Below are 23,742 nucleotides of genomic sequence, written 5' to 3'. Positions count from 1 at the left end.
CAGCCCTGTAGCGCGTTGATGAGCGACGATACCGACCTGCCGCCCGATATGTCGCCTGATCCGGACGCAGGCCCGCCGCCCGACGACAGCGCGGATCTCTTTGAGGCGCTGGCCGCCACCGAAGCCGATGTCGGCCAGCTGCGCGTTCCGCCGCACTCGATCGAGGCTGAACAGAGCGTGCTGGGCGGACTGCTGCTGGACAACGGCGCCTGGGACCGCATTGCCGACCAGATCACCGCTGACGATTTCTACCGCCACGAGCACAAGCTGATTTTTACGGCCATCGGCCAGCTGGTCGCTGCCTCGCGCCCGGCCGACGTCATCACGGTGGACGAGCAGCTCAAACTGCATGGCGCCGACGAAGCCAGCGGCGGCATGGTCTACCTCAATGCGCTGGCGCAGAGCGTGCCCAGCGCGGGCAACATCACGCGCTACGCCGACATCGTGCGCGACCGCTCGGTGCTGCGCCGCCTGATCGGCGTCAGCGACGGCATCATCGGCCAGGCCTTCAACCCGCGCGGCCTGGCGGTTTCCGACATCCTGGACCAGGCGCAGAGCCAGATTTTCCAGATCGGCGAAGAGGGCGCCCGCACGCGCCAGGGCTTTCAGTCCATCGACGTGCTGGTCAAGAACCTGGCCGACCGCGTGGTCGAACTGGCCGAGAACGGCGCGCAGGACGTCACCGGCGTGCGCACCGGCTTTTACGACATGGACCGCATGACTTCGGGCCTGCAGCCGGGCGACCTGATCGTGCTGGCGGCGCGCCCGTCCATGGGCAAGACGGCGTTTGCGCTCAACATCGCGCAGCACGTCGCGGTGGAAGAAAGCCTGCCGGTCATCATTTTCTCGATGGAAATGGGCGCGGACCAGATCGTCAACCGTCTGGTCGGTTCTCTGGGCCGCATCGACCAGGGCCACCTGCGCACGGGTGCGCTGTCCGACGACGAATGGGGCCGCCTGACCGAGTGCGTGGACCGCCTGGCGGGCGCCTCGCTGGTGGTCGATGAGACGCCAGGCCTGTCCTCGTCCGAGCTGCGTGCCCGCGCCCGCCGCCACGCCCGCCTGTGCGGCCGCGTCGGGCTGATCGTGGTCGATTACATGCAGCTGATGACAGGCTCCGGGCGGGGTGGCGACGAGAACCGCGTCAACGAAATCAGCGAGATCTCGCGCGGGCTCAAGGGCCTGGCCAAAGAGCTGCAGTGCCCGGTGCTGGCGCTGTCGCAGCTCAACCGGGGGGTGGAGTCGCGCACCGACAAGCGCCCCATGATGAGCGATCTGCGCGAATCGGGCGCCATCGAGCAGGATGCCGACCTGATCATGTTCATCTACCGCGACGAGTACTACAACAAAGAGAACAGCAAGGAGCCGGGCGTGGCGGAAATCATCATCGCCAAGCACCGTAACGGCCCCGTGGGCGCCGTCAAGCTGGGCTTTGTCGCGCGCAACACGCGCTTCGAGAACCTGGCCGCCGAATACAGCTGACGCCGCCCGGCGCCGTCAGACGGGATGTTCCGCGTGCCAGCGGCGCGCGTCTTCAAGGTCAGCGGCAATGCCCGCCTGCAGTTCGGCCAGGCCTGCGTAGCGGCGCTCGAAGTGCAGATGCGCCAGCAGCTCGACCCGGATGTGGCGGCCGTAACCGCCCTCAGGCCCCAGTTCGCGAGGCCAGTCCAGCACGTGCGTTTCCAGCCAGGGCTCCAGGCCTTCGCCCAGCGTCGGGCGGGTGCCCAGGCTCGATACCCCCGCCAGAACGCGCTGCGGCTGGCCCGGTACCAGCTGGTGGACGCGGCTGACAAAAATGCCGCGCGCCGCCGTGGGCGTGCCCGGGGGGCGCAACGCCAGGCGCTGGTTCAGCGTGGGAAAGCCCAGGGTGCGGCCCAGTTTCTGGCCGTGGCGCACGCGCCCATCCAGCGCGTAAGGCTGACCCAGCAGCGTTTGCGCCTGCGCCATGTCGCCCGCCAGCAGCGCAGTGCGCAGCGCGGTGCTGGAGATGCGGCGGCCGCCATCGTCGACATCGGCCAGGGTTTGCACAGCAAAGTCCAGCTCGGCCCCCAGGCGGCGCAGCAGGGCCACGTCGCCCGCCCGCCCGGCGCCGAAGCGGAAATCATCCCCCAGCACCAGGTGGCGCACCTGCAGCGCCCCGGCCAGCACCTGGCGCACGAAGCGCTCGGCTGGCTGAGACGCCATGGCAGGATCAAAACGCAGCACGAAGGTGGCCTGAACGCCGCAGGCGGCCAGCGCCAGCAGCTTGTCGCGCAGGGGCTGGATGCGCGGCGTGCGCTCGGCTTCGGGTGAGCTGCTTTTCTGGCTGGCGAAAAAATCGCGCGGGTGGGGCTCGAAAGTCAGCACGGCCGGGACCAGGCCTTTGGCCTGCGCCGTCTGTACAAGCTCTTGCAGCAGCGCCTGGTGGCCGCGGTGGACGCCGTCAAAATTGCCGATGGCCAGGGCGCAGGGCGCGGCCGTCGGGCCGTTCGTCACGGCGGGAAAGGTGCGGAGAATCTTCATGGCCAGGGCGGCAGTCTGCGGGAATGGGGGCGAAGGAAGCCGGTGACGGTCAGGCGGCGGGCAGCAGCGGTGCAGCGCTTTCCAGCCAGCGCCACTGGCCGGGCGGCAGATCGGCGGGCAGGTCCAGCGCGCCGATGCGCTCGCGGTGCAGGCCCAGCACGTGGTTGCCCACGGCGGCGATCATGCGCTTGACCTGGTGGTACTTGCCCTGGGTCAGCGTCAGGCACAGCTGGCGCGGCGCGGTCTGCAGCGCCGACTGCGCGGCCACGGGGCCGGGGTCGTCGGCCAGCACCACGCCCTCCTGCAGACGGGCGAGCTGGTCGGGGGTGATGTCGCGCGCGGTGTCCACGCGGTAAATTTTGGGCACATGCCAGCGCGGCGAGGTCAGCCGGTGCAGCATCTGCCCGTCGTCGGTCAGCAGCAGCAGGCCGGTGGTGTCCTGATCAAGTCGGCCCACGCACTGCATGCCGCGCTGGCGCAGGGCCGGCGGCAGCAGGCTCAGCACGCTGGGCCAGTGGCGCGGTTTGAGCGAGCACTCGAACCCCGCCGGTTTGTGCAGCATGACCAGCGGGTGCAGCGCCAGCGGCCATTCGTGGCCCTGCACCGTCCAGGTGCCGCTGACGGGCAGCGGCTGGTCGGCATCGGTGACAGTCTGACCCTGCCAGACCACCTCGCCTCGCCGCAGCAGCCCGGCGCACAGGCGCCGCGTGCCAAAGCCGTGGGCGAACAGCAGATCGCCCGCGCGCTGCGTTTCGGGTGCGGCGGCGGGTTTGGAAGGGGCAGGATGCGGGGTCGGTGTCGGGGCGTCGGCTGGGGTCATGCCGACATTGTCTCAGATGACAGCAGGCGGGCGAGCTTGCCGCGCAGCGCTTCCAGGTCGTAGGGCTTGGTCAGCACATCGTCCATGCCCGCGTCCAGGCACTGCTGCTTGGTGCTGAGCATCGGGTCGGCCGTGGTGCCCAGGATGGGCACGGCGGGCAGACCGCGCTCGCGCTCGGCGGCGCGCCAGCGCCGGGCGACCTCCCAGCCGCTCAGGCCCGGCAGGTGGCCGTCGAGCAGCACGCAGTCGAAGGCACACGTTTCCAGCTGCTGCAGGGCCAGCGGGCCCTGGCTGGTTGCGGTGACGCTCAGGCCCAGCTTGCGCAGCATGCCCTGCGCGAGCAGCGCGCTGACCGGATCGTCCTCGACCAGCAGCACATGCCCGTGCAGGGGCCAGATCTCGCCGGGCTGGGTGTCGGGCTCGGTGGCCTGGACGGCGGGGCAGGGGCATTCGAATTCGAAGACGCTGCCTGCGCTGGAGGTGGCGGTGCAGCGCACCTCGCCGCGCAGCGCCTGGGCCAGTTCGCGCACGATGGCCAGGCCCAGGCCGCTGCCCGGCTGGCCGGGCGCCGAGGCCTGCTCGAAAGGTTCGAACATGCGCTCGATCATGTCGTCGGCGATGCCCTGGCCGCTGTCACTGACGCGGATCAGCAGCCGCTGTCCGGTGGCGTGCAGCAGCACCTGAACCTGCCCGGCGGTGGTGAACTTGATGGCGTTGCCGACCAGGTTGACGACGACCTGGCGCAGCCGCTTGGCGTCACCCGACAGCAGGCGCACGCCGGGCGGCAGCTCGTGGTCTATCGTCAGGCCCAGTTCCTTGTCGCGCGCCAGCGGTCCCAGCAGCGCCTGCATGTCGTGCGCCAGCGCGGCCAGATCGAAGGGCGCCGGGTTGACCGAGACCTTGCCCGCCTCGATGCTGGCCACATCCAGCAGGTCGTCGATGATGGCCAGCAGGTGCTCGCACGACAGCCGGATCATGCCCAGGTTGTCGCGCACCTGCGGGTTGCGGCTGCGCTCCAGGCTGATCTGCGCCAGGCCCAGCACGCCGGTCAGCGGCGTGCGCAGATCGTGGCTGACGCTGGCCAGAAAGCGGTCCTTGGATCGCCCGTTGCGTCGCGCCAGCTTGAGCGCGTGATCACGGTCCTTGGCCAGCTCGCCCGCGCGCAGGCGCAGATCGATCAGGGCCAGCGTGCTGGCGCGCACCTGGCGCGTGCAGACCATCAGAAAAACCAGGTAGCCCGACAGGCCCAGCAGCTTGATCCAGTCCATCTGCGCCGTGAGCGGCAGGCTGGCCAGCATGGCCGGCAGGGCGATGATCAGCGCGTTGGTGGCCGACAGGCTGAAGCTCAGGCTATAAGTGTAGGCGGTGACCGACATGGCACCCAGCATGCCGCTGAGCGCCAGAATGATCAGCGGCAGCGGCTGCTCGGGGTGGATCAGCAGGCCCAGCGTCCCCCAGGATGCGGCGCGCACCAGCGTAACAGCGTGTATCAGGATCAGCCAGCGGCGCTGGTGCAGGTAGTTGCGCGCATCGCGCCGGTAGGCCCAGGCCACACCGCCGCACAGCAGCATGCCCACGCTCTGGCTGACCAGCCACCCCGGCGCCCAAGGCTGACTGGCGAAGAAGGCCAGAACCAGGCCCATGAAAAAGGCGCTGCCCCACAGACCCGCGCGCATGCCATCCATGAGCAGGCGCATGCGCTCGTGCGCGAGCCGCAGCGGATAATCCAGCTCCTGCACCAGGGGGTTGCTGACGACGTAATCGCGCAAGGCCTCTGGTTTGCGGACGGTCGCCGACCTGAACCTGAAAAATTTCACAGTTGCCCCTCTTGGCCTGTCCTGCGATGGAGAATTTGTACTTTGTCAGGAATTCTTGCACATTTTTCGGCCCCCTGTCAGCCTGAAAAGCCGATATGCAGATGTGGCAGTGGCCATGCCATGACGCGCCGCAGCCAGCGTGGGGCCGCCACGCTGGTCTGGATGCTGGTCTGGCTGGCGCTGATCGCCGGGACCACCTGGGCCCTGCAGCGCTGGCTGTCACCGCCGCCGCTGGCGGTAACGGCGCAGGGCGACTGGCTCATTCCGCGCGGCAGCGACGGCCATTACCACGTCCCCGGCACAGTGGGCGGCCAGCCTGTGCGTTTCCTGGTGGATACCGGCGCCAGCCTGGTCGTTGTCACCGAAGCCCTCGCGCAGCGCGCCGGCCTGCCGCCGGGTGAACCTGTCACCTTTCAGACCGCGGCGGGCGACAGCCCGGGCCGCATTGTGCCGGGCATGCCCGTTGCGCTGACCGGTCCTCAGGGCCAGTCGCGCACTGTGTCCCGAGTGCGTGTCGGCGTCGGCCTGGTCGGTGCCAGCGACGACGACGCCCTGCTGGGCCAGAGCTTTCTGCGCCATTTCGATGTGCAGATCAAGGATGGGGTGATGCGGTTGACGGCGCGGTGAGGAATCGTAAAGCTCTGAAATAGCGCAGAACTGGGGGCTCGGTGGGAAGATTTTTTCGATTACAGGTTACTTGAGAGGGTTTGTCGGGAGATAAAATATTTCAAAAAATATACGGATAAGTGCGTATTTCTCAAAAATCAAACGTTCCAATCATTGAGCCTCCAAGTGCGAATAAAAGTTTAAAATATTTAAAAGGATATTGTTTTGTGTATCGAGTAAATTTATTCATTCTTCTCGTGCTCATTTCGGCTGACTTGAGTGGCTGTGGATTTTCATCAATTGATGCCCCATCGCCCGGTCCGTCACAGCTGTGGACGAAACCCGGTGCAGCAGAAAATGAAGTTGTAACTGATTCGAAGATTTGCAGTGACAAAGTAAAGCCACTTCATGATTCGGCTAAGTTTGATAAATATACTTCCTGCATGCTTGATAAGGGCTATAAGTTTGTTCTATCGCCAAAGGGGTTTCAATCTTTCTGTGATGAGTCAATGATGTCAACCCTTGCGTGCAGATCGGCGGAAAGTGGCTTTATTTGGCCCAAGGCCGATTGAGGTATTGATTTATGCTGGTGCTAAATCACTAGCAAAGGAATCTCGGATCAATTCAACCTGGTAAACCTCCAACATCGCACTCGGCCCGAGACATTATGGAGCAGACCTCCTTCGCCACACTGCCTTCGACCGCAAGGGTTGACCTGATTGGCACAGTGATTGCCGGGAATGCTCCGACAGGTGGTGGATATATGTCGATGGATGCCGCGTCTGCGAATTATGAACCAGGCGTTGAAATTGAGCGCGCGTAGAGATGCATCGGGAGTGCCGCTGAAAGCGCCCCCTTGATTGTGCCGTCAGTAAAAGTTAAGGAGGGGATAAAGTGACTTATGGAATAGAGAGAGTAATTTGCTTGATGATGACTGTTTTAATGACGTCAGCTTGTGCTATCTATGAAATTGATTCGCCACCACTAGGGCCTGAAGATTACTGGGTTAAGGTAGGGCAAAGCAAGCCCAGGATTCGAGTGGCATTACGCGAGTGTGGTTATGACAAGGCGAAATCGATATCAGATTCCGAGTTCGTTGACTTGTGTATGCTCAGACAAGGATTTGTTTTTTTTGAGGACACACGAAATGCTCATAAGATGTGTCGGCCCGAGTCACATACGTGGAGCATGCCCCGATGTCAATCGTTGAGGGAACCTTTGATCAACTCCACCCGGTAAACTTCCAGCATCGCACTCAGCCCGAGACATTATGGAGCAGACCTTCTTCGCCACACTGGCCTTCGACAGCAAGAAGAAACAGACGCGCTGCGAGCGTTTTTGGGCGAGATAGAGCGGGTTGTGCCCCGGACGGAACTGCTGACCGTGATCGAGCCGTATTATTCCCAAGTCAGCCGTCGTGGCCGTTAACCGATGCCTCTGGCGGCGATGCTGCGCATTTCTTTCATGCACCAGTCGAGGCAGGGTAGTTCGTGGTGTTTCGGCATAAAAGTCCATGTCGGCGCCGACATGGATTGTGAGCTTGCTTATATCGTATCGGTGAGTGCGGGGAATGCGTCTGCCACCAGTGAGATATCTCACTGGGTGTTACGAGGTATGATCCCCTGAAAAATTGAATCCGTCCAGACGGGCGGCCGCGAGATAACTCGGAAATTGTGAGTTACGGATGGGTTCGGCGGGGAAGTTTTTCTTGATCAGAGATTCCTTGAGGCGCCAAGATCGGGTTAATGCCCGAAATTTATGAGCATCGTGTGGCGTGTTGAGCAGCAAGCCTATACCGAAGTGAGGCAGAGCAAGTCATCATTCCTGATGGTTTTTGTCGGCTGGTCTCAAGTCAATTGATAATGCTGGAGATTATACGTGAGTTGGCCGAATATTATTTTTACGGAAAATGAGAAAGTAAAACTGCAGGAAATGGCTATAAAGTTGGAGCAGAGAATATTTGCTGATTTGACTAAATATAAGGATCTGGATAGATTTTCAGAATATCCGCCATTTGTTGCTGCCCTGCGACTTGCCAAGAAAAAAGAAATTAGCAAGCCACTACCCATCCCAAACACCAACTATTGGTACTTTGAGACCAATTTGTCCGATTGGATGCGGGCAGAGGGCACCGGATTATTGAGCAAATTTTTATCTGCGGTTGAAGGGTTTCCCTACGAAGAGGAATAAAAGGCAGATTCAACCACAACGTGCAACAAAGATGAACTTGATGATGTGTGGCTGAGGAGGTCAAGGCATCATGGCCGCTCAAATCGCCAAGTTCAGGTTGCCCGATGTACAAACACCTCAGCCAAGAGGAACGATACCGAATTTATAGCCTCTTCAAAGCCAGACAGAGCATCAGCGCGATCGCCCGACCGCTAGGCAGGCACCCTGGTAACATCAGCCGTGAACTCAGGCGTGGCCCTGGCCAGTGGGGCTATCGGGCGGAGAAGTGCCAGATGGCGTCAGCCAGTCACGATGACTGCTGACCCACCCGCCGAATGATCCGGCCAGGCTCAACCGTTTCAAACCACCGTATGCAGCCCACGCCCATTCGACGATGGCGGTGGGCTGTCGCTGCGGACGGTGTCGGCCACAGGCGCTGCCGGTACTGGCGTGCCTGGGGCCTGTCGCGGGTTGTGGGGCTGGCCGCCAGTGCTGGCCTGCTGGCCGCTGGATGCGCCGAAGCTGCCCGCATCGGCGTTGCCGCCCGAGGGCTGCTGCTGGGGCTGGCCCTGCTGCCCGGCGGGCTGCTGGAAGGCCTGGCCGCGCGGGTCAGGCGTGCTGGCCGGAGCGGCGATGTGGGTCTGGACCAGGCGCAGACCGGCCTCGCCCATCGCCTGGCTGAGCCAGGGCTGCGATTTTTCGAGCAGCTCGCGCGTGGACGCCACATCGGCAGCGAAGGACACGCGGGCCTGGTCACCCTGCAGATCGACCTTGACGGTGATCGGGCCCATTTCGGCCGGGTTCAGGCTGAACTGCGCCTGACCGCCCTGGCGCAGCAGGCCGCTGACGCTGCTCGCCAGGCTGGCATGAAATTCGGGGCTGCTGACCGGCGTGCTGATGTGTCCGTGCAGCACAGATCGGTCGCTGAAAACGCTGGTGGCTGCGGCCGGCGGGCTGTTCAGGGCCGCCAGCGCGGCGCTCAGGCTCTCGCCGGGTGTCAGAGCAGACGCTGCCGGAGCCGTACTGCTGCGCGCGGGCAGGGGGGCGCTGCTCGGGGCGGCTGCCGCGCGCTGGCCGGACGCCCAGGCCGAGAGCACGCTGGGCGCGGTTTCGGCCTTCATCTGCTGGGCGCTGCGCAGGGGCGGCGCAGCGGACTCAAGCGCGGTCAGGCTGGCGCGAGCGATTTCTGCGATTGGCTGCCGAGCGCTTTGAGTCGTGGCCTGCGGGGTGTTTGCGGCGGCGCCTTCGCCGGTGTCGCGGCCTGCCGCAGGCCGCGCCGGGCGGCGGGCATCCAGCCCAGCAACGCGGGCGGCCAGCGCCTGACGGGTCTCTGCCTGGGTCGTGGCCAGAGTGACTGGATCCATGGTCTGGGCAGCCGCCGCAAGCGTGCCCTGCGAATGGGCCTGAGTCGTGGTCTGGGCACTGGCCCGATTGCCCGCCTGGCTCGCCGCTGAAACGGCCACTGCGCCGGCCGCGCCCTCAGTCTGTGCGGCTGGCGTGTCAGCGGCGGAGCCCAGCGCAGCCACCTGACTGGCTGCTGCCCCGTCGCCTGGGTGCGGCGCGGCCCTGGGCCGGGCTTGGGCGCTCGAAGGCTGCCCGAGCTGGGCCGCTTGCGCTGAAACGGCCGCTTCGGCACCAGCACCGGGTGCGGTGGCCGTGGCTGCCTCAAGGGCAAGGGCGGGCGCCGTGGTCTGATCAGATGTTGCCTGGGCGGTAGGCGCTGCTGTCACAGCCACCGGCACCACAATCTGCCCGGCGGCCTGAAGCGCTGCACCGGCGTCTGGCCGGGTGGCCGCTTCAGCCGGATCGAGTGGATCGGGTTTTGTTCGCTTCGCAGCGCCGATTTCTGCTTTGGCGTTGACGGCGTGCAAAGGCGCTCTCTCCGGGGAGGGCGCCGACAGGGGCGTCGTGTCTGCGGCCGAGGGCCGCTGTGCCTCGCGGCGCTGGCGCAGGGCGCTGGCGAAGCCAGGGGATGCTTGCGCGCCTTTCTGACCCGGGCTGTCTGCGGCGGCGTGCTGCGGTCCGGCTGCCGCGCGTCCCTTGCGCTTCAGCCCGGCCCCCGGGCCGCCGGGCGCCTGGCCAGAGCCGGGGAGCAGGGCGGCTGAATCGGGGGAGGCGGTGGGCATCAGCGGAATCATCATCGGGCCTCGGTCTAGCTGTTGGCGGCCTGGCGCTGGGCGTGCCAGGACAGGGTCTGCGCCTGTTCGTCGAACATTTTCTGCTCGCGCCGCTGCGCGTCCTGCAGGATCTCGGCCTGGCGGCGGTCCAGCAGTTTCTGGGTGCGGGCGACGCGCAGTTCGGCCTCCAGCACCAGACGGCGCGCGTGCGCCATGCGTTCTTCGGCCTGGGTGAGCAGGCTGCCCTGCTGGCTGATGGCCATGTCCAGCCGGTTCATGTAATCGTTGTAACAGCGCATGACTTCGATCGAACTTTCGCCTTGGGTGTGTCGTTCACGCCAATGCTGCTCGTAGGCGCTGCGGTGCTGGCTGAGCTGGTCGGACCGGGATTGCGCCTGGTTCAGTGCTTCGCGCGTGCTGTGCAGCTGGGTCAGGGCCTGATCGCGCTGGGTTTTTTCGTGCGCCAGCAGGTTGTGGATCGCGGGGGACGTACTCATGCGCTGATTCTGGCGCGAAGCGGCGGGCCGCAGTGCGTGAATCTGCGGGTCAAAACCGGGTCAGACCAGCACCTTGCGCCCGGGGGATCAGTGCAGGACCGCTGCGGTCGGTGCCGCTGTGCCGGGTTCAGCTGCTGTGCTGCTTTTTCAGGCTGATCTTGCGCACCTTGGCGCGTTTGACGTGGCCGCCGGCGGTGACGCGCTCGTTGCCATAGACCTTGATGCGCGCCACTTTGGCGCGGTGCGTGGCGCTGGCTTTCTGCTTGAGCACGGTGACGAGGCGCGGCCCGGCCTTGCGGTCGGCGCGGGCTTCGGTCTCTTCGGGTTCGGGCTGCGGGCGCCAAAGCACCAGCAGCTTGCCGATGTGCTGGACGGGCGCGGCGTGCAGATCGTGCGAGATCTGCACCAGCAGCGCCTCACGCGCGGCACGGTCGTCGCTGAACACGCGCACCTTGATCAGGCCGTGGGAGTTCAGCGCGCGGTCGATTTCGCTGCGCACGCCGGGGGTGAGTCCGTCGGCGCCGATCATGACCACAGGCGACAGCCCATGGGCGTGGGCGCGCAGATCCTTGCGCTGGGCGGGGGTCAGAGGGATGGCGCTCATAATATGATGACGGACTTTCAGGCAGAGGGCTGGCCGGACAGGCGGGCGCAGGTGTGGCAACAAAAAACAGAAAAGTAAACCGGGCGTGGCTCAACGACCACCTCAACGATCCCTACGTCAAGATGGCGCAGCGTGACGGCTATCGGGCCCGCGCTGCCTACAAGCTCAAGGAAATCAACGACGCGCTGGGCCTGCTTCGCCCCGGTCAGCTGGTGGTCGACCTGGGCTCGGCGCCGGGCGCCTGGAGCCAGTACCTGCGCCGGGAATACCCCGACACCACGGTCATCGCCCTGGACATCCTGCCCATGGAACCTGTCGACGGCGTGACCTTCATCCAGGGGGATTTCCGTGAGGACGGCATTCTGCAGCAATTGCACGAGGCTGTGAAGGGCCGACCCGTGGATGTGGTCGTTTCCGACATGGCGCCCAACCTGTCGGGCATTGCCAGTTCGGACGCGGCGCGCATCAGCCACCTCGTCGAACTGGCGCTGGAATTCGCCAGCACCCACCTGCAGCCACGCGGCGCGCTGGTCACCAAGGTCTTCCACGGCAGCGGCTACAGCCAGATCGTCGAGCAGTTCAAGCGCCATTTTGTGACGGTGAAGCCGCTCAAGCCCAAATCGTCGCGCGACAGATCGGCCGAGACGTTTCTGATCGGGATCGGTCTGAAATAGACCCCATCTATTCTCTCCAGGGGCTTGTGGATTTGTGCTGCGCACGCATATGGGCTCTGGACTAGAATCGTACGAAGCGTGTGACCGCTGTGTGACACGTGGATCTGCTCAACGGGTAAAGGGCCTGATGTGAACAATCAATGGTTTTCCAAGGTGGCGGTGTGGCTGGTGGTGGCCCTCGTGCTGTTCACCGTTTTCAAACAGTTTGATCAGGGCGCCAGCACGGGCTCGCAGATCGCGTACTCGGACTTCCTGCAGGAGGTGCGGGCCAGCCGCGTCAAGAGCGTGGTGATCGAAGAGGGCCTGCGCGCTGTGGATATCACGGGCGTCACGCAGGACGACCGCACCGTGCGCACGACGGGCTCCTACCTCGACCGTGGCCTGATCAACGACCTGATCAACAACAACGTGCGCTTCCGCGTCCAGCAGCGCGCCGAGGGTTCGCTGCTGCAGTCGCTGCTGTTCTCGTGGGGGCCGATGCTGCTGCTGATCGGGGTATGGATTTATTTCATGCGCCAGATGCAGGGCGGCGGCAAGGGCGGGGCGTTCAGCTTTGGCAAATCCAAGGCGCGCATGCTGGACGAAAACAGCAACACCGTCACCTTTGCGGATGTGGCCGGCTGCGACGAGGCCAAGGAAGAAGTCACCGAGCTGGTGGATTTCCTGAAGGATCCTCAGAAATTCCAGAAGCTGGGCGGACGCATTCCGCGCGGCGTGCTGCTGGTCGGCCCGCCCGGAACGGGCAAGACGCTGCTGGCCAAATCCATCGCGGGCGAGGCCAAAGTGCCCTTCTTCACGATTTCGGGCTCTGACTTTGTCGAGATGTTCGTCGGCGTGGGCGCGGCCCGCGTGCGCGACATGTTCGAACAGGCCAAGAAAAGCGCGCCGTGCATCATCTTCATCGATGAAATCGACGCCGTGGGCCGTCACCGTGGCGCCGGCATGGGCGGCGGCAACGACGAGCGCGAGCAGACCCTCAACCAGATGCTGGTCGAGATGGACGGCTTCGAGACCAACCTGGGCGTGATCGTCATCGCTGCGACCAACCGCCCCGATATTCTGGACCCGGCGCTGCTGCGTCCGGGCCGCTTCGACCGCCAGGTCTATGTCACGCTGCCCGACGTCCGTGGCCGCGAGCAGATTCTGGGCGTGCACATGCGCAAGGTCCCCGTCGGCCAGGACATTCGCGCCGACGTGCTGGCGCGTGGCACGCCGGGTTTCTCGGGCGCTGATCTGGCCAACCTGGTCAACGAAGCCGCACTGTTCGCGGCGCGCCGGGGTGGGCGCCTCGTCGAAATGAACGATTTCGAGAAGGCCAAGGACAAGATCATGATGGGCCCGGAGCGCAAGTCCATGATCATGCCCGAGGAAGAGCGCCGCAACACCGCCTACCACGAGGCCGGTCACGCCCTGATCGGGCAGATGCTGCCCAAGTGCGATCCGGTTCACAAGGTGACCATCATCCCGCGCGGCCGCGCCCTGGGCGTGACGATGAGCCTGCCTGTGCGTGACAAGTACAGCTACGACCGCGAGTACATGGAGAACCAGATCGCCATGCTGTTTGGTGGGCGCATCGCTGAAGAAGTGTTCATGAACCAGATGACCACGGGCGCCAGCAACGACTTCGAGCGCGCCACGCAGATCGCCCGCGACATGGTCACGCGCTACGGCATGACCGACGAGCTGGGCCCCATGGTTTACGCCGAGCAGGAAGGTGAAGTCTTCCTGGGCAAGCAGATGAACCGCCACACGGCCATGTCTGAAGCGACGATGCAGAAGGTGGATCGCGAGATCCGCAAGATCATCGACGCCCAGTACGCCACGGCGCGCAACCTGATCGAATCCAACAAGGACAAGATGCACGCCATGGCCAAGGCCCTGCTCGAGTGGGAAACCATCGATGCCGACCAGCTCGGCGACATCATGGAAGGCCGCGATCCGCGTCCGCCCAAGGACTGGTCTGGACCCAGCTCCCGCCCCAGCGGCGGCGGCGATGGCCCGACACCCCCGGCGGTGAAAATCGAAGGCGATGCTCCGGCTACGGCCTGATCCGGCGCACAAATGACAGCGGAGCCTTCGGGCTCCGTTTTTTATGCCTCATTTTTGAATCATTCCTGGCTGATCGGTGTCAGATTTGATGCACAATCACTTCAGATTTGATGCTGAAAGTGTGCCATGCGAACCACCGTCACGATAGACGACGCCCTGTACGAACGCGCCCTGGAAGTGGCTGACCCGGCCATGGACAAGGCCGACCTGTTCCGCGAAGCCATCAAGACCTTTGTGCGCGTCAACGCGGCCCGCCGCCTGGCCCTGCTGGGCGGGGCTGCGCCCGACATGCCCGACATCCCTCGCCCGCGCTACACCGACGAACTGCAGTGAACGGCGTTCTGGCAGATACATCGATCTGGATCGATCATTTCCGCACGCCCAATGCCCACCTGATGCAGCTGCTGCCGCAGGACCGCATCCTGGTCCACCCTATGGTGCAGGGCGAAGTCGCCTGCGGCACGCCGCCGCAGCGGGCCAAATCGTTAGCCCTGTTGGCCCTGCTGGCCGACCTCCAGCCCGTGCCGCACGCCAGCCTGCGCGAAGTGCTGCTGCTGGTGGAGCGCGAAAAGCTCTACGGGCAGGGTTGCGGGCTGATTGATCTCATGCTGCTGGCTTCGGTGCTGCTCCTGCCGGGCGCCCGGCTGTGGACGCTGGATCGGCGCCTGTCGGTCCTGACCCAGCGCTTTGGCGTCCACTACGGCGAGCTGTCCCACTGATGCGGCTTTTCACTTCCAGGCCCTCGCCATGAACACGCATTGGCAAACCACCCGCTTCCCCATAGCCCTTTCTCGCCCGCGCGTCATGGGCATCGTCAATGTCACGCCGGATTCGTTCTCGGACGGCGGGCTGCATGGCGATGCGGCGGCGGCCTGCCGCCACTGCGATTTACTGGTGGAGCAGGGCGCGGACATTCTGGACATTGGTGGCGAATCGACGCGCCCGGGCGCGCGCACGCCGGGTGAGGCCGAAGAACTGGCGCGCGTACTGCCTGTGCTGCGCCACGCGGTGACGCTGGGCGTGCCGGTGTCGGTGGATACCAGCTCGCCCGTCGTGATGCGCGCGGCGCTGGATGCGGGCGTGGACATCGTCAACGACGTGCGCGCCCTGCAGCGCCCCGGCGCACTGGAGGTGGTGGCGGCGCACCCGTCCTGCGGCGTCTGCCTGATGCACATGCAGGGCGAGCCCGGTGTGATGCAGCACGAGCCGAACTACGCCGACGTGGTCGCCGAAGTGGGCGTCTTTCTGGCGCAACGCCTGCGTGCGGTGCTGGACGCGGGCGTGGCGGGCGGGCGCGTGGTGCTTGACCCGGGCTACGGATTTGGCAAGACGGTGGCGCATAATCTCGCCCTCTGGCAGCACCAGCAGGCGCTGCTGGAGCTGGGGCAGCCGCTGCTGGTGGGCTGGTCGCGCAAATCGACGCTGGGCGCCATCACCGGGCGCGGTGTCGCGGACCGTCTGGCCGCCAGCCTGGCCGCCGTGCTGGTCAGCGTGGCCCGGGGCGCGCGCATCGTTCGGGTCCACGACGTGGCCGCCACGGTGGACGTCCTGAAAGTCGCCCACGCGGCCGGCTGGCCCGACAGCGCCTCCCCAGAGACAGACTGAACCGACAAAAATCAAACGACAGCGGAATCCCCCATGAGCACACAGCGACAGTATTTCGGCACCGATGGCATCCGGGGCCGGGTTGGCGTCAGCCCCATCACCGCCGATTTCGCCCTGCGCCTGGGCCATGCCGTGGGCGTGGTGCTGCGCCGCACGCACGAGCGTCCGCGCGTCATCCTGGGCAAGGACACGCGCATTTCGGGCTATATGCTGGAAGCGGCGCTGGAAGCCGGTTTTGCCTCGGCCGGGGTCGATGTGCGCCTGACCGGGCCGCTGCCCACGCCGGGCGTGGCCCACCTGACGCGGGCCATGCGTGCGCAGCTGGGCGTGGTCATCAGCGCGTCACACAACCCGTTTGAGGACAACGGCATCAAGTTCTTTTCGGCCAGCGGCGAGAAGCTGCCCGACGCCTGGGAGCTGGACGTTGAAGCTGCCCTGGCCCAGCCGCCCCAGTGGGCCGGATCGGCGCAGCTGGGCCGTGCCCGGCGCCTGAATGACGCGCAAGGGCGCTACATCGAGTTCTGCAAAAGCACGCTCAGCCCCGGCACCTCGTTCGCCGGGCTCAAGCTGGTGGTCGATGCCGCGCACGGCGCCGCCTACCAGGTCGCGCCGCAGGTGTTCGAAGAGCTGGGCGCCACCGTCATTCCCGTGGGCTGCCAGCCCAATGGTCTGAACATCAACCTGGGCGTGGGCGCGACCCACCCCGAAGCGCTGGCCCAGGCGGTGCTGGAGCACGGCGCTGACTACGGCGTGGCGCTGGATGGCGACGCCGACCGCCTGCAGATGGTCGATGGCGCCGGCCGCATTTTCAACGGCGACGAGCTGCTTTATGTGCTGGTCCAGGACCGCATCGCGCGCGGCCAGACCGTGTCCGGCGCGGTCGGCACTTTGATGACGAATCTGGCCGTCGAAGCGGCTTTCCGCCGCCAGGGGGTCGAGCTGCTGCGCGCCAAGGTCGGCGACCGCTACGTGCTGGAAGGCCTGAAAGAGCGCGGCTGGCTGCTGGGCGGTGAAAGCTCGGGCCACCTGCTCATGCTGGATCGCCACACCACCGGCGACGGCCTGATCAGCGCCCTGCAGGTGCTGCAGGCGGTGCAGTTTGGCCGCAAAAGCCTGGCACAGCTGCTGGATGGCGTCCAGCTGTGTCCGCAGATCATGCACAACGTGCGCCTCAAGCCCGGCCAGGATTGGGCGGCCAGCGCCGCCGTCGCCAACTGCCGCCGTCAGGTCGAAGCCGAACTGGGCGAATCCGGCCGCATCCTCATCCGCGCCTCAGGCACCGAGCCCGTGCTGCGCGTGATGGTCGAAGCTTTTGAGCGCGATCAGGCCGAATCCTGCGCCCGCCGCCTGGCGGACGTGATCATGGCGGTCTAAGCCGATCCAGCCACCGCGCGCCCGACGCTGTTCCGGCGATGATCTGCGCCTGGCGGCTGTCGTCCGGTTGCAGTTTCAGCGTCAGCGCCCAGTCGGGGGCGGGCATCTGGCCTGCGACGCGCTCGGGCCACTCGACCAGCTTGAGCCCGGGCGCCAGGACGAGATCGCGCAGGCCGGCCTCTTCAAACTCCAGTGCATCGCCCAGGCGGTAAAAGTCAAAGTGATGCACGGCCAGCGGCGCGGCGCCGCCCGGCGGCTGGGCGAGGTAGGGCTCTACAATCGCGTAGCTCGGGCTTTTGATGCGTCCGGTGACGCCCAAAGCCCGCAGCAGGTGGCGGCAGAAGGTGGTTTTGCCCGCGCCCAGATCGCCCTGCAGCGTGATGAGCGCCGACAGCGCAGGCGTGCCCGCCACCAGCGCGGCCAGCGATTCGGCGAAGGAACGGGTGTCGTCCTCGGTGGGCAGATCGAGCCGCAGTTCGGGGGCAGGGGAGAGGTTCTGGGCCACAGGAGATCGGTTTTGGAGCAGCACGAAGCGTGGCAGCAGATTGTAGGTCAGGCGCGGGCGCTGGGCTTTGGCGATGTCGCCGTGGCGGGCGTCGAGCACCCGCAGGCCGAAGCCGCCCTGCAGCGCTGGCTGGACGCCGGTTACCACGGCCAGATGGACTATATGGCGCGTCACGGCACGCGCCGCTCGCGTCCGGCCGAGCTGTTGCCTGGCACGCTGCGTGTGCTCTCCCTGCGCTTCGACTACCTGCCCGCCAGCACCCCGCCTGACTGGCGCGGGCACGAGTTGGCGCGGCTGGATCAGCCCGGCAACGCTGTGGTGTCGGTGTACGCCCGGGGCCGCGATTACCACAAGGTGCTGCGCCAGCGCCTGGCGCAGCTGGTGGACTGGCTGCAGCAGCAGGAGCCGCTGTGGTGCGCCCAGCCCTGGGCGGCGGCCTGGGCGCCGCTGCAGGCGCGCGTGTTCACCGATTCCGCGCCGGTGCTCGAAGTCAGCCTGGCGCGCAGCGCGGGCCTGGGCTGGGCGGGGCGGCACAGCCTGCTGCTGCGCCGCGATGCGGGGTCGATGTTTTTCCTGGGAGAGATTTTCATCAACTGGCCGCTGCCACTCACCCCGGCGGGCGACAGCCACTGTGGAAGCTGCCGCGCCTGCGTGGACGCCTGCCCCACGGGCGCCATTCTGGAAGACGGCCAGGTGGATGCGCGGCGCTGCATCTCTTATCTGACCATCGAGCACGATGGCGCCATGCCGCCCGAGCTGCGCCCGCTGATCGGCTCGCGCGTCTACGGCTGCGACGACTGCCAGCTGGTCTGCCCCTGGAACAAGTACGCCCGCCGCAGCGACGCGCCCGACTGGGTGCCGCGCCACGGCCTGGAAGCGGCGACGTTGCTGGGCCTGTGGGCCTGGAGCCCGGAGGATTTCGACAGCCGCCTCGCGGGCAGCGCCATCCGGCGCATCGGCTGGGCGCGCTGGCGGCGCAACTTGGTCACCGCCATGGGCAACGCACTGGTTCACCCGCAGGCCGATGCGGCGCTGCGCGTGGCCCTGCTGCAGGCGCTTCAGCGCTGCGACGACGCTGATCCGGCCGTGCAGGAGCACCGCCGCAGTGCTTTGGCGCAGGCGTCATCGGCGGGCTTGACCGCATGAGCACCGCCGCGCTGCCCCTCATCGAGCGCTTTCTGGCCGCGCTCTGGCTGGAAGAAGGACTGTCGGCCAACACCCGTCTGGCTTACCGCCGCGACCTGGAAGCGCTGCTGCGCCACCTGTGCGGCCCGGCGCCGCAGGATGACCCGGCGTGCGGGGAAGAATCTGCAGCGCCCCGGCGCGGACGCCGTCCCGGCCCCGCTTTGCCGCCAGGCTGCGACGCGCGCCTGTTGCAGGTGCAGGAAAGCGATCTGCTGGGCTGGTCGGTCGCCGCGCACGCCAGCACCGCCGCGACCACGGCCAACCGGCGCGGCAGCGTACTGCGGCGTTTTTTCCGCTGGGCGGTGCGCGAGGGCCTGATGGCCCACGACCCCACGCTGCGCCTGGCCAGCGCGCGCACGGCGCTGCGCTTTCCCAAAACACTGGCCGAGGCCGAGGTCGAAGCGCTGCTGGCCGCGCCCGACGTCAGCCAGCCGCTGGGTCTGCGCGACCGCGCCATGCTGGAGGTGATTTACGCCTGCGGCCTGCGCGTCAGTGAGCTGGTGGCGCTGCGCCGCATCGACGTGCGTCTGGACGACGGCGTGCTGACCACGCTGGGCAAAGGCGGCAAGGAGCGTCTGGTGCCCTTCGGCCAGGAGGCCGTGATCTGGCTGCGGCGCTGGCTGCAGGACGGCCGTCCCGCGCTGGTGGGGCGGCGCAGCAGCGCGGCGCTCTTCGTCACCGCCCGCGCCGAGCCCATGACGCGCCAGATGTTCTGGACCCTGGTCAAAAAATACGCCCGCCAGGCCGGGCTGGCGCAGCAGCCCAGTCCGCACACGCTGCGCCACGCCTTTGCCACGCACCTGCTCAACCACGGCGCCGACTTGCGCAGCGTGCAGCTGCTGCTGGGCCATGCCGACATCAGCACGACCACCATTTACACCCACATCGCCCGCGAGCGCCTGCGCCACCTGGTCGACAGACACCATCCGCGCGCCGGGTTTTCCGGCATTGGCGATGATGCCGACCCGTTCGCATCCGATGCGGCCGATGACAGCGACGACGATGACGACTGACCCGAAGGACCGCCCATGAGCCCCCCCGACCCGACTTTTGACCGCGCCCTGCTGTGGCTGCGCCGCGACCTGCGCAGCCACGATCACGCCGCCTGGGCGCTGGCGCAGGCCCGCGCTCGCCACGTCTGGGTGGCGTTCGTGCTGGACAGCGACATCCTGGACGCGCTGCCGCGCCAGGATCGCCGCGTCGAGTTCATCCTGCAGGCGCTGGGCCAGATCCATACCGATCTGGCCGCCGTGGGCAGCGGTCTGGTGGTGCTGCACGGCCGCGCGGCGCAGCAGATTCCGCGCCTGGCGCAGGCGCTCGGGGCGCAGGCGGTGTTCGCCAGCCACGACGATGATCCGCACGCGCTGGCCCGCGACGCGCAGGTGGCGCAGACGCTGACCGGGCAGGGCTGCGCCTGGCACAGCGTGAAGGATCATGTGATTTTCGAGCGCCGCGAAGTGCTCACCGGCGCGGGTCAGCCGTACGGCGTCTACACCCCCTACTGGCGCAACTGGAGCCAGCGCCTCAGCGCCGCCGACGTCCGCGACCACGCCGTCGATCTGGCTCGGCCGGGGGGCCACCCGCCCTGGCCCGACGCGGTGATTCAGGCGGCCGCGCAAGGCCAGATCACCGTGCCCGCCCAAGCCCCCGGCGTGCCCACGCTGGCGCAGACCGGTTTCGAGCCCACCAACCTGAACCAGCTGGGCCTGACCGGCGACCGCGCGGGCGTGCGCCGCTGGCTGGACGATTTCCGCCCACGACTGGCCGCCTACGGGCGCCAGCGCGACCAGCCTGCGCTGAAGGGCCCCAGCTACCTGGGCGTGCATCTGCGCTTTGGCACGCTGTCGGTGCGCGAGCTGATCCGCCTGGCGCTGGACGAACTGGGCTGCTCGCCCGGCGAGCTGGGCCGCCACAGCGCCCGCACGCCCGCCAGCAGCGCCGCGCCCGAGCGCCCCGGTGCGCTCGTCTGGATCCAGGAGCTGGTCTGGCGCGATTTCTACCATCAGATCCTGGCCAACTTCCCGCACGTGGCGCAGGGCGCTTTCCGCCGCGCTGACGACGCGCTGGTCTGGGAAGAGGGCGCCGTGGCCGACCGCCATTTCGCCGCCTGGTGCGCGGGCCGAACGGGCTATCCGCTGGTCGATGCGGCACAGCGCCAGCTGCTGCAGACGGGCTATATGCACAACCGCCTGCGCATGGTGAGCGCCAGTTTCCTGATCAAGGATCTGGGCATCGGCTGGCAGCGCGGCGAGGCGTTTTTCGCGCAGCACCTGCTGGATTTTGACCTCGCCAGCAACAATGGCGGCTGGCAGTGGGCGGCCTCGACGGGCTGCGACGCCCAGCCCTGGTTCCGCATTTTCAACCCCTGGACGCAAAGCCGCACCTTTGATGCCGAGGGCCGCTTCATCCGGCGTTACCTGCCCGAACTGGCGCGGGTGCCAGCCGCCGACCTGCACGAGGCCAAAACGCTGGCCCGCCATCGCACCGGGCTGGATTACCCCCTGCCGCTGGTCGATCACGCGCAGGCGCGCGTGGCGACGCTCGCCCGCTACGAGGCCGTGCGCGGCAAGGCGCAGGATTGATTGTCCGGGCGGCCGCGCTCAGGTACGCGTCTGCGGGGGCTGCGGCACCGCAGACATGCCAGGACGGCTGCGCTGGATGATGTGGTGGATGTAGTCGTTCAGGCGGCCCTGATCCTGTGGGCGCAGGTCCAGGAACTCGCAGCCGATCAGGCTGGCGGAATGGGTGTCTGAGCCATCCGGACCGGGCTCGCCGGGCGTGATGCGGTGCACCATCAGGTGGCACAGGAAATCGGTGGACGGATCAAGATAGGTGTGCGCGCTGGACAGCACCTGCCCCGGATGCAGCGACCCCGTCACCGTGTGCGGCAGCAGAAATGAGCAGCCGGTTTCGCTGACGTCCATGATGCGCGCCGACACCGCCGAGCGCGCCACCTCGGGCGCGACAAAGGTGATGTTGGGCGCAAACTGGTCCTGCGCCCGCACGCGCGGCACCTTGCGGCGCTGGAATTTGTAGACGTAACGCGGCAGCGCCGCCTGCAGCGCGCTGTGGTTGAGCCCGCGCACCAGCACTTCCTCGCGCAGCGGAAACTGGATCTTGATCTGGTCAATAAAGCCCGTCACCACCAGCATGTTGGGCTGGTTGAGCAGGCGCACGATCTCGTCCGTGTATTCGGCACTGAGGGTGATGGTCTGGTGGTCGTGGTTGATCGCCCACAGCTGCGTGATGGTGGGCGGCGCTTCCGGGTCGTGGTAGATGTGCAGGTCGTCGCCGCTGTCCAGCCAGGTCTGCAGGATGATGCGGATGTCCTTGCGCGAATGCACCAGGAACGGCGAAACCACCAGCTCTTCAGACGGGTCGATGAAAATCGGGATGGAATCATGATCCATGGGTGCTCCCTGGCTGGCTGAGGGCCCCCTGACTCTGGCTATCCAGCGTCAGTGCAGGGTTCTGGAAACCTCTTCAGGCCACATCAGCGCCGCACCTGCTGCACAGCCGGCCAACTGCCGGACCCTGGCATCATTTGTCAGTATTCTGAGCATGATACGGCCTTTGGCCTGCTGCTGCGTCCGGCTCAGGGACTGCCCGTTCAAAGCCCGCTCCAACTGTGCAATTAGCACGGCGCAGGCGTGCTCCAGCGCCTCAAGCTGCTGCCAGTCCTGCGTGCGGGCGGCGTCAACCATCTGCGCGCTGCGCTGTTCGAGCTGCTCGTACAGGGCCAGCGGGCTGCTGCTGGACGCGCGTGGCATGGTGCGTCCGCCACTGCGGCTTTGCTGCGCCTGCACGTTTCAGGACGCCTGCGGGCGGATGGCCACCCACGCTTCGTGGATGGGGGAAATGACGCTCAGGCAGTCGTCCAGCGCCTGCTCGTCGTTGCGCAGGTTGGCCTGCGTCAGGCGGATGATGATGAACTCGTACAGATCGCCCAGGTTGCGCGCGATCTCGCCACCGCCCTGCAGGTCCAGCCCGCCTTTAAGACCTTCGTCAATGATGCGCACGGCCTTGGTGATGTAGAGCGATTTCTGCTCGATGTCGCCGTGGCGCATGGCGCCGCGTGCGCGGGCCACGGCGTCCACAAAACCGTCAAACAGCAGCTCGATCAGGCGGTGCGGTGACGCGCCGGACACACCAGACGTGACGCCCGTGCTGGCGTAGGCGTTGGCGGCGTAAGCCTGGGCGCGGGGGCGGGCAGTGGGGGTCATCGTAGAGAACATGGCTGTGTTGGGAGGAGTTCACGGATGCCATGAATTCGGCACCGCAGCGTGTCAACTTGAGCCCGATTGTGGCGCGACCCCGACATTTCGGACCGAAAAAAAGGGGGCTGCTGCCCCCTTTTTACTGCCGCTGCGGCGCTGATGACGCTCAGGGCGCCGTCGGCGAGGTGAATTTGAAATCGGTGCGCGCGCTTTTGCGCAGCGATTCGCGGTAGGCGTCGATGGCGCGCTGGCGCAGCAGCTCGATCAGGTTGGGCTTGATCTCGGCCATGGGCGGGAAGCTGGCGCTGCGCTCATCGTTCAGCTCGATGATGTGCCAGCCAAACTGCGATTTCACCGGCTGCTGGGTGATCTGGCCTTTCTTCAGCGTGGCCAGAGCGCGCGCAAACTCGGGCACATAGGCGTCCGGTGTGGACCAGCCCAGATCGCCGCCATTGGCGCCGGAACCCGGATCTTTCGAGTATTTTTTGGCCAGTTCAGCGAAGTTGCCACCCGCCTTGAGCTGCGCCAGGATGTCCTGCGCCTCTTTTTCGGTGGGCACCAGGATGTGGCTGGCCTTGTACTCGGTCTGCGTGTTTTCGGCCTTGAGCTTGTCGTACTCTTTTTGCAGATCGGCGTCGCTGAACGTCAGGCTCTTGCCGTAGCTGTCAAACAGCGTACGGATCAGCAGCGCCTGACGCACCTGCTCCAGCTGCGCCTGGAAGTCCGGGTTGGCGGCCGCGCCCTTGCGCTGGGCCTCCTGGGCGTAAATTTCGCGCAGCACGACTTCCTCTTCGGCGCGCTTTTCCAGCCCCGGCGGCAGGGCCTGGCCGGACTGCTCGGCCTGCTCGCGGGCCTGATCCAGCAGCGCGGTGACGCGCGCCTTGGGCACGGGCTTGCCGTTGACGATGGCGATGTTCTGCGCCTGCGCCAGCAGCGGCAGGGTCAGGACGCAGGCGGCGAGGAAATGTCGGCTTGAGATCATGGGCAGTGGGGTTTCCGGA

General features: G+C 66.2%; 25 protein-coding genes. 14 read left to right on the top strand and 11 right to left on the bottom strand.

All coding sequences use genetic code 11. The features are described from left to right. Nucleotides 1-18 precede the first annotated feature (18 nt). Nucleotides 19-1,482 (top strand): replicative DNA helicase, encoded by a 1,464-nt coding sequence (gene dnaB / locus RV045_RS03505; protein ID WP_423234384.1) that lies wholly within the window; start codon nucleotides 19-21, stop codon nucleotides 1,480-1,482. A 15-nt stretch (nucleotides 1,483-1,497) separates the two neighbouring features. Here dnaB and RV045_RS03500 read toward each other — a convergent pair whose 3' ends face one another. From RV045_RS03500 to RV045_RS03490, 3 genes are read right to left on the bottom strand one after another with little or no spacing between them, the layout of a single operon-like run. Next, a complete protein-coding gene (locus tag RV045_RS03500) occupies nucleotides 1,498-2,502 on the bottom strand; it encodes a bifunctional riboflavin kinase/FAD synthetase (protein WP_423234383.1) in 1,005 nt (334 codons plus the stop codon). 49 nt (nucleotides 2,503-2,551) lie between these two features. Continuing rightward, complete coding sequence (locus RV045_RS03495; protein WP_423234382.1) at nucleotides 2,552-3,322, bottom strand: 16S rRNA pseudouridine(516) synthase; 771 nt, start codon at nucleotides 3,320-3,322, stop codon at nucleotides 2,552-2,554. Next, nucleotides 3,319-5,091, bottom strand: coding sequence for a hybrid sensor histidine kinase/response regulator (locus RV045_RS03490; RefSeq protein ID WP_423234381.1), 1,773 nt, complete (start codon nucleotides 5,089-5,091; stop codon nucleotides 3,319-3,321). The genes RV045_RS03495 and RV045_RS03490 overlap by 4 nt, the downstream gene beginning before the upstream one ends. Nucleotides 5,092-5,259: 168 nt before the next feature. Between RV045_RS03490 and RV045_RS03485 the strand changes: the two genes are divergently transcribed. The 4 genes from RV045_RS03485 (at nucleotide 5,260) to RV045_RS03470 (ending at nucleotide 8,237) form a co-directional block, all read left to right on the top strand. Then, the gene (locus RV045_RS03485; protein WP_423234380.1) at nucleotides 5,260-5,766 is read left to right on the top strand and encodes a retropepsin-like aspartic protease family protein; all 507 of its coding nucleotides are present in this window, start codon (nucleotides 5,260-5,262) and stop codon (nucleotides 5,764-5,766) included. A gap of 119 nt (nucleotides 5,767-5,885) precedes the next feature. Further along, a complete protein-coding gene (locus tag RV045_RS03480) occupies nucleotides 5,886-6,317 on the top strand; it encodes a hypothetical protein (protein WP_423234379.1) in 432 nt (143 codons plus the stop codon). 1,306 nt (nucleotides 6,318-7,623) lie between these two features. Further along, nucleotides 7,624-7,935 (top strand): hypothetical protein, encoded by a 312-nt coding sequence (locus RV045_RS03475; RefSeq protein WP_423234378.1) that lies wholly within the window; start codon nucleotides 7,624-7,626, stop codon nucleotides 7,933-7,935. A gap of 104 nt (nucleotides 7,936-8,039) precedes the next feature. Then, the gene (locus RV045_RS03470; protein WP_423234377.1) at nucleotides 8,040-8,237 is read left to right on the top strand and encodes a helix-turn-helix domain-containing protein; all 198 of its coding nucleotides are present in this window, start codon (nucleotides 8,040-8,042) and stop codon (nucleotides 8,235-8,237) included. 36 nt (nucleotides 8,238-8,273) lie between these two features. On the opposite strand, the gene RV045_RS03465 is transcribed toward RV045_RS03470, so the two are convergent. The 3 genes from RV045_RS03465 to RV045_RS03455 form a co-directional block, all read right to left on the bottom strand. Further along, nucleotides 8,274-10,040 (bottom strand): flagellar hook-length control protein FliK, encoded by a 1,767-nt coding sequence (locus RV045_RS03465; RefSeq protein WP_423234376.1) that lies wholly within the window; start codon nucleotides 10,038-10,040, stop codon nucleotides 8,274-8,276. Between the two features lie 26 nt (nucleotides 10,041-10,066). Next, nucleotides 10,067-10,528, bottom strand: a complete 462-nt coding sequence (fliJ, locus tag RV045_RS03460) for a flagellar export protein FliJ (RefSeq protein ID WP_423234375.1) — start codon at nucleotides 10,526-10,528, stop codon at nucleotides 10,067-10,069. A 127-nt stretch (nucleotides 10,529-10,655) separates the two neighbouring features. Then, nucleotides 10,656-11,132, bottom strand: a complete 477-nt coding sequence (locus tag RV045_RS03455; RefSeq protein WP_423234374.1) for a YhbY family RNA-binding protein — start codon at nucleotides 11,130-11,132, stop codon at nucleotides 10,656-10,658. A 53-nt stretch (nucleotides 11,133-11,185) separates the two neighbouring features. On the opposite strand from RV045_RS03455, the gene RV045_RS03450 reads away from it, so the two are divergent. The 6 genes from RV045_RS03450 (at nucleotide 11,186) to glmM (ending at nucleotide 16,834) form a co-directional block, all read left to right on the top strand. Continuing rightward, a complete protein-coding gene (locus tag RV045_RS03450; RefSeq protein ID WP_423234373.1) occupies nucleotides 11,186-11,806 on the top strand; it encodes an RlmE family RNA methyltransferase in 621 nt (206 codons plus the stop codon). A gap of 129 nt (nucleotides 11,807-11,935) precedes the next feature. Then, nucleotides 11,936-13,855: an ATP-dependent zinc metalloprotease FtsH gene (ftsH, locus tag RV045_RS03445; RefSeq protein ID WP_423234372.1), complete on the top strand. Its 1,920-nt coding sequence runs from the start codon at nucleotides 11,936-11,938 to the stop codon at nucleotides 13,853-13,855. A gap of 126 nt (nucleotides 13,856-13,981) precedes the next feature. Then, on the top strand, nucleotides 13,982-14,188 hold the full coding sequence (locus RV045_RS03440; protein ID WP_423234371.1) for a type II toxin-antitoxin system VapB family antitoxin: 207 nt from the start codon (nucleotides 13,982-13,984) through the stop codon (nucleotides 14,186-14,188). Then, nucleotides 14,185-14,574 (top strand): type II toxin-antitoxin system VapC family toxin, encoded by a 390-nt coding sequence (locus tag RV045_RS03435; RefSeq protein ID WP_423234370.1) that lies wholly within the window; start codon nucleotides 14,185-14,187, stop codon nucleotides 14,572-14,574. Before RV045_RS03440 ends, RV045_RS03435 begins: the two co-directional genes overlap by 4 nt. Nucleotides 14,575-14,602: 28 nt before the next feature. After that, the gene (folP, locus tag RV045_RS03430) at nucleotides 14,603-15,460 is read left to right on the top strand and encodes a dihydropteroate synthase (RefSeq protein WP_423234369.1); all 858 of its coding nucleotides are present in this window, start codon (nucleotides 14,603-14,605) and stop codon (nucleotides 15,458-15,460) included. A gap of 33 nt (nucleotides 15,461-15,493) precedes the next feature. Further along, the gene (gene glmM, locus RV045_RS03425) at nucleotides 15,494-16,834 is read left to right on the top strand and encodes a phosphoglucosamine mutase (protein ID WP_423234368.1); all 1,341 of its coding nucleotides are present in this window, start codon (nucleotides 15,494-15,496) and stop codon (nucleotides 16,832-16,834) included. On the opposite strand, the gene tsaE is transcribed toward glmM, so the two are convergent. After that, complete coding sequence (tsaE, locus tag RV045_RS03420) at nucleotides 16,821-17,339, bottom strand: tRNA (adenosine(37)-N6)-threonylcarbamoyltransferase complex ATPase subunit type 1 TsaE (protein WP_423234367.1); 519 nt, start codon at nucleotides 17,337-17,339, stop codon at nucleotides 16,821-16,823. The genes glmM and tsaE overlap by 14 nt on opposite strands. Nucleotides 17,340-17,351: 12 nt before the next feature. On the opposite strand from tsaE, the gene queG reads away from it, so the two are divergent. From queG to RV045_RS03405, 3 genes are read left to right on the top strand one after another with little or no spacing between them, the layout of a single operon-like run. Then, entirely contained in the window at nucleotides 17,352-18,485 is a 1,134-nt protein-coding gene (gene queG, locus RV045_RS03415) for a tRNA epoxyqueuosine(34) reductase QueG (protein WP_423234366.1), read from the top strand. After that, complete coding sequence (locus RV045_RS03410; protein ID WP_423234365.1) at nucleotides 18,482-19,537, top strand: site-specific tyrosine recombinase XerD; 1,056 nt, start codon at nucleotides 18,482-18,484, stop codon at nucleotides 19,535-19,537. Before queG ends, RV045_RS03410 begins: the two co-directional genes overlap by 4 nt. Before the next feature lie 15 nt (nucleotides 19,538-19,552). Beyond that, the gene (locus tag RV045_RS03405; RefSeq protein ID WP_423234364.1) at nucleotides 19,553-21,106 is read left to right on the top strand and encodes a cryptochrome/photolyase family protein; all 1,554 of its coding nucleotides are present in this window, start codon (nucleotides 19,553-19,555) and stop codon (nucleotides 21,104-21,106) included. Between the two features lie 18 nt (nucleotides 21,107-21,124). Here RV045_RS03405 and RV045_RS03400 read toward each other — a convergent pair whose 3' ends face one another. From RV045_RS03400 to RV045_RS03385, 4 genes are all read right to left on the bottom strand, one after another. Further along, nucleotides 21,125-21,934 (bottom strand): flagellar brake protein, encoded by an 810-nt coding sequence (locus RV045_RS03400; RefSeq protein ID WP_423234363.1) that lies wholly within the window; start codon nucleotides 21,932-21,934, stop codon nucleotides 21,125-21,127. Nucleotides 21,935-21,982: 48 nt separating this feature from the next. Continuing rightward, entirely contained in the window at nucleotides 21,983-22,330 is a 348-nt protein-coding gene (locus tag RV045_RS03395) for a flagellar protein FliT (protein WP_423234362.1), read from the bottom strand. 3 nt (nucleotides 22,331-22,333) lie between these two features. Beyond that, entirely contained in the window at nucleotides 22,334-22,747 is a 414-nt protein-coding gene (fliS, locus tag RV045_RS03390; RefSeq protein WP_423234361.1) for a flagellar export chaperone FliS, read from the bottom strand. Between the two features lie 160 nt (nucleotides 22,748-22,907). Next, entirely contained in the window at nucleotides 22,908-23,723 is an 816-nt protein-coding gene (locus RV045_RS03385) for a peptidylprolyl isomerase (RefSeq protein ID WP_423234360.1), read from the bottom strand. Between the last annotated feature and the right edge of the window lie 19 nt (nucleotides 23,724-23,742).

It is taken from the genome of Amphibiibacter pelophylacis (assembly GCF_037688875.1).
Classification (GTDB): Bacteria; Pseudomonadota; Gammaproteobacteria; order Burkholderiales; family Burkholderiaceae_C; genus Amphibiibacter; species Amphibiibacter pelophylacis.
Note: the sequence above shows the minus strand (reverse complement) of the source record. Positions and strands in the feature narration are given on the sequence as shown.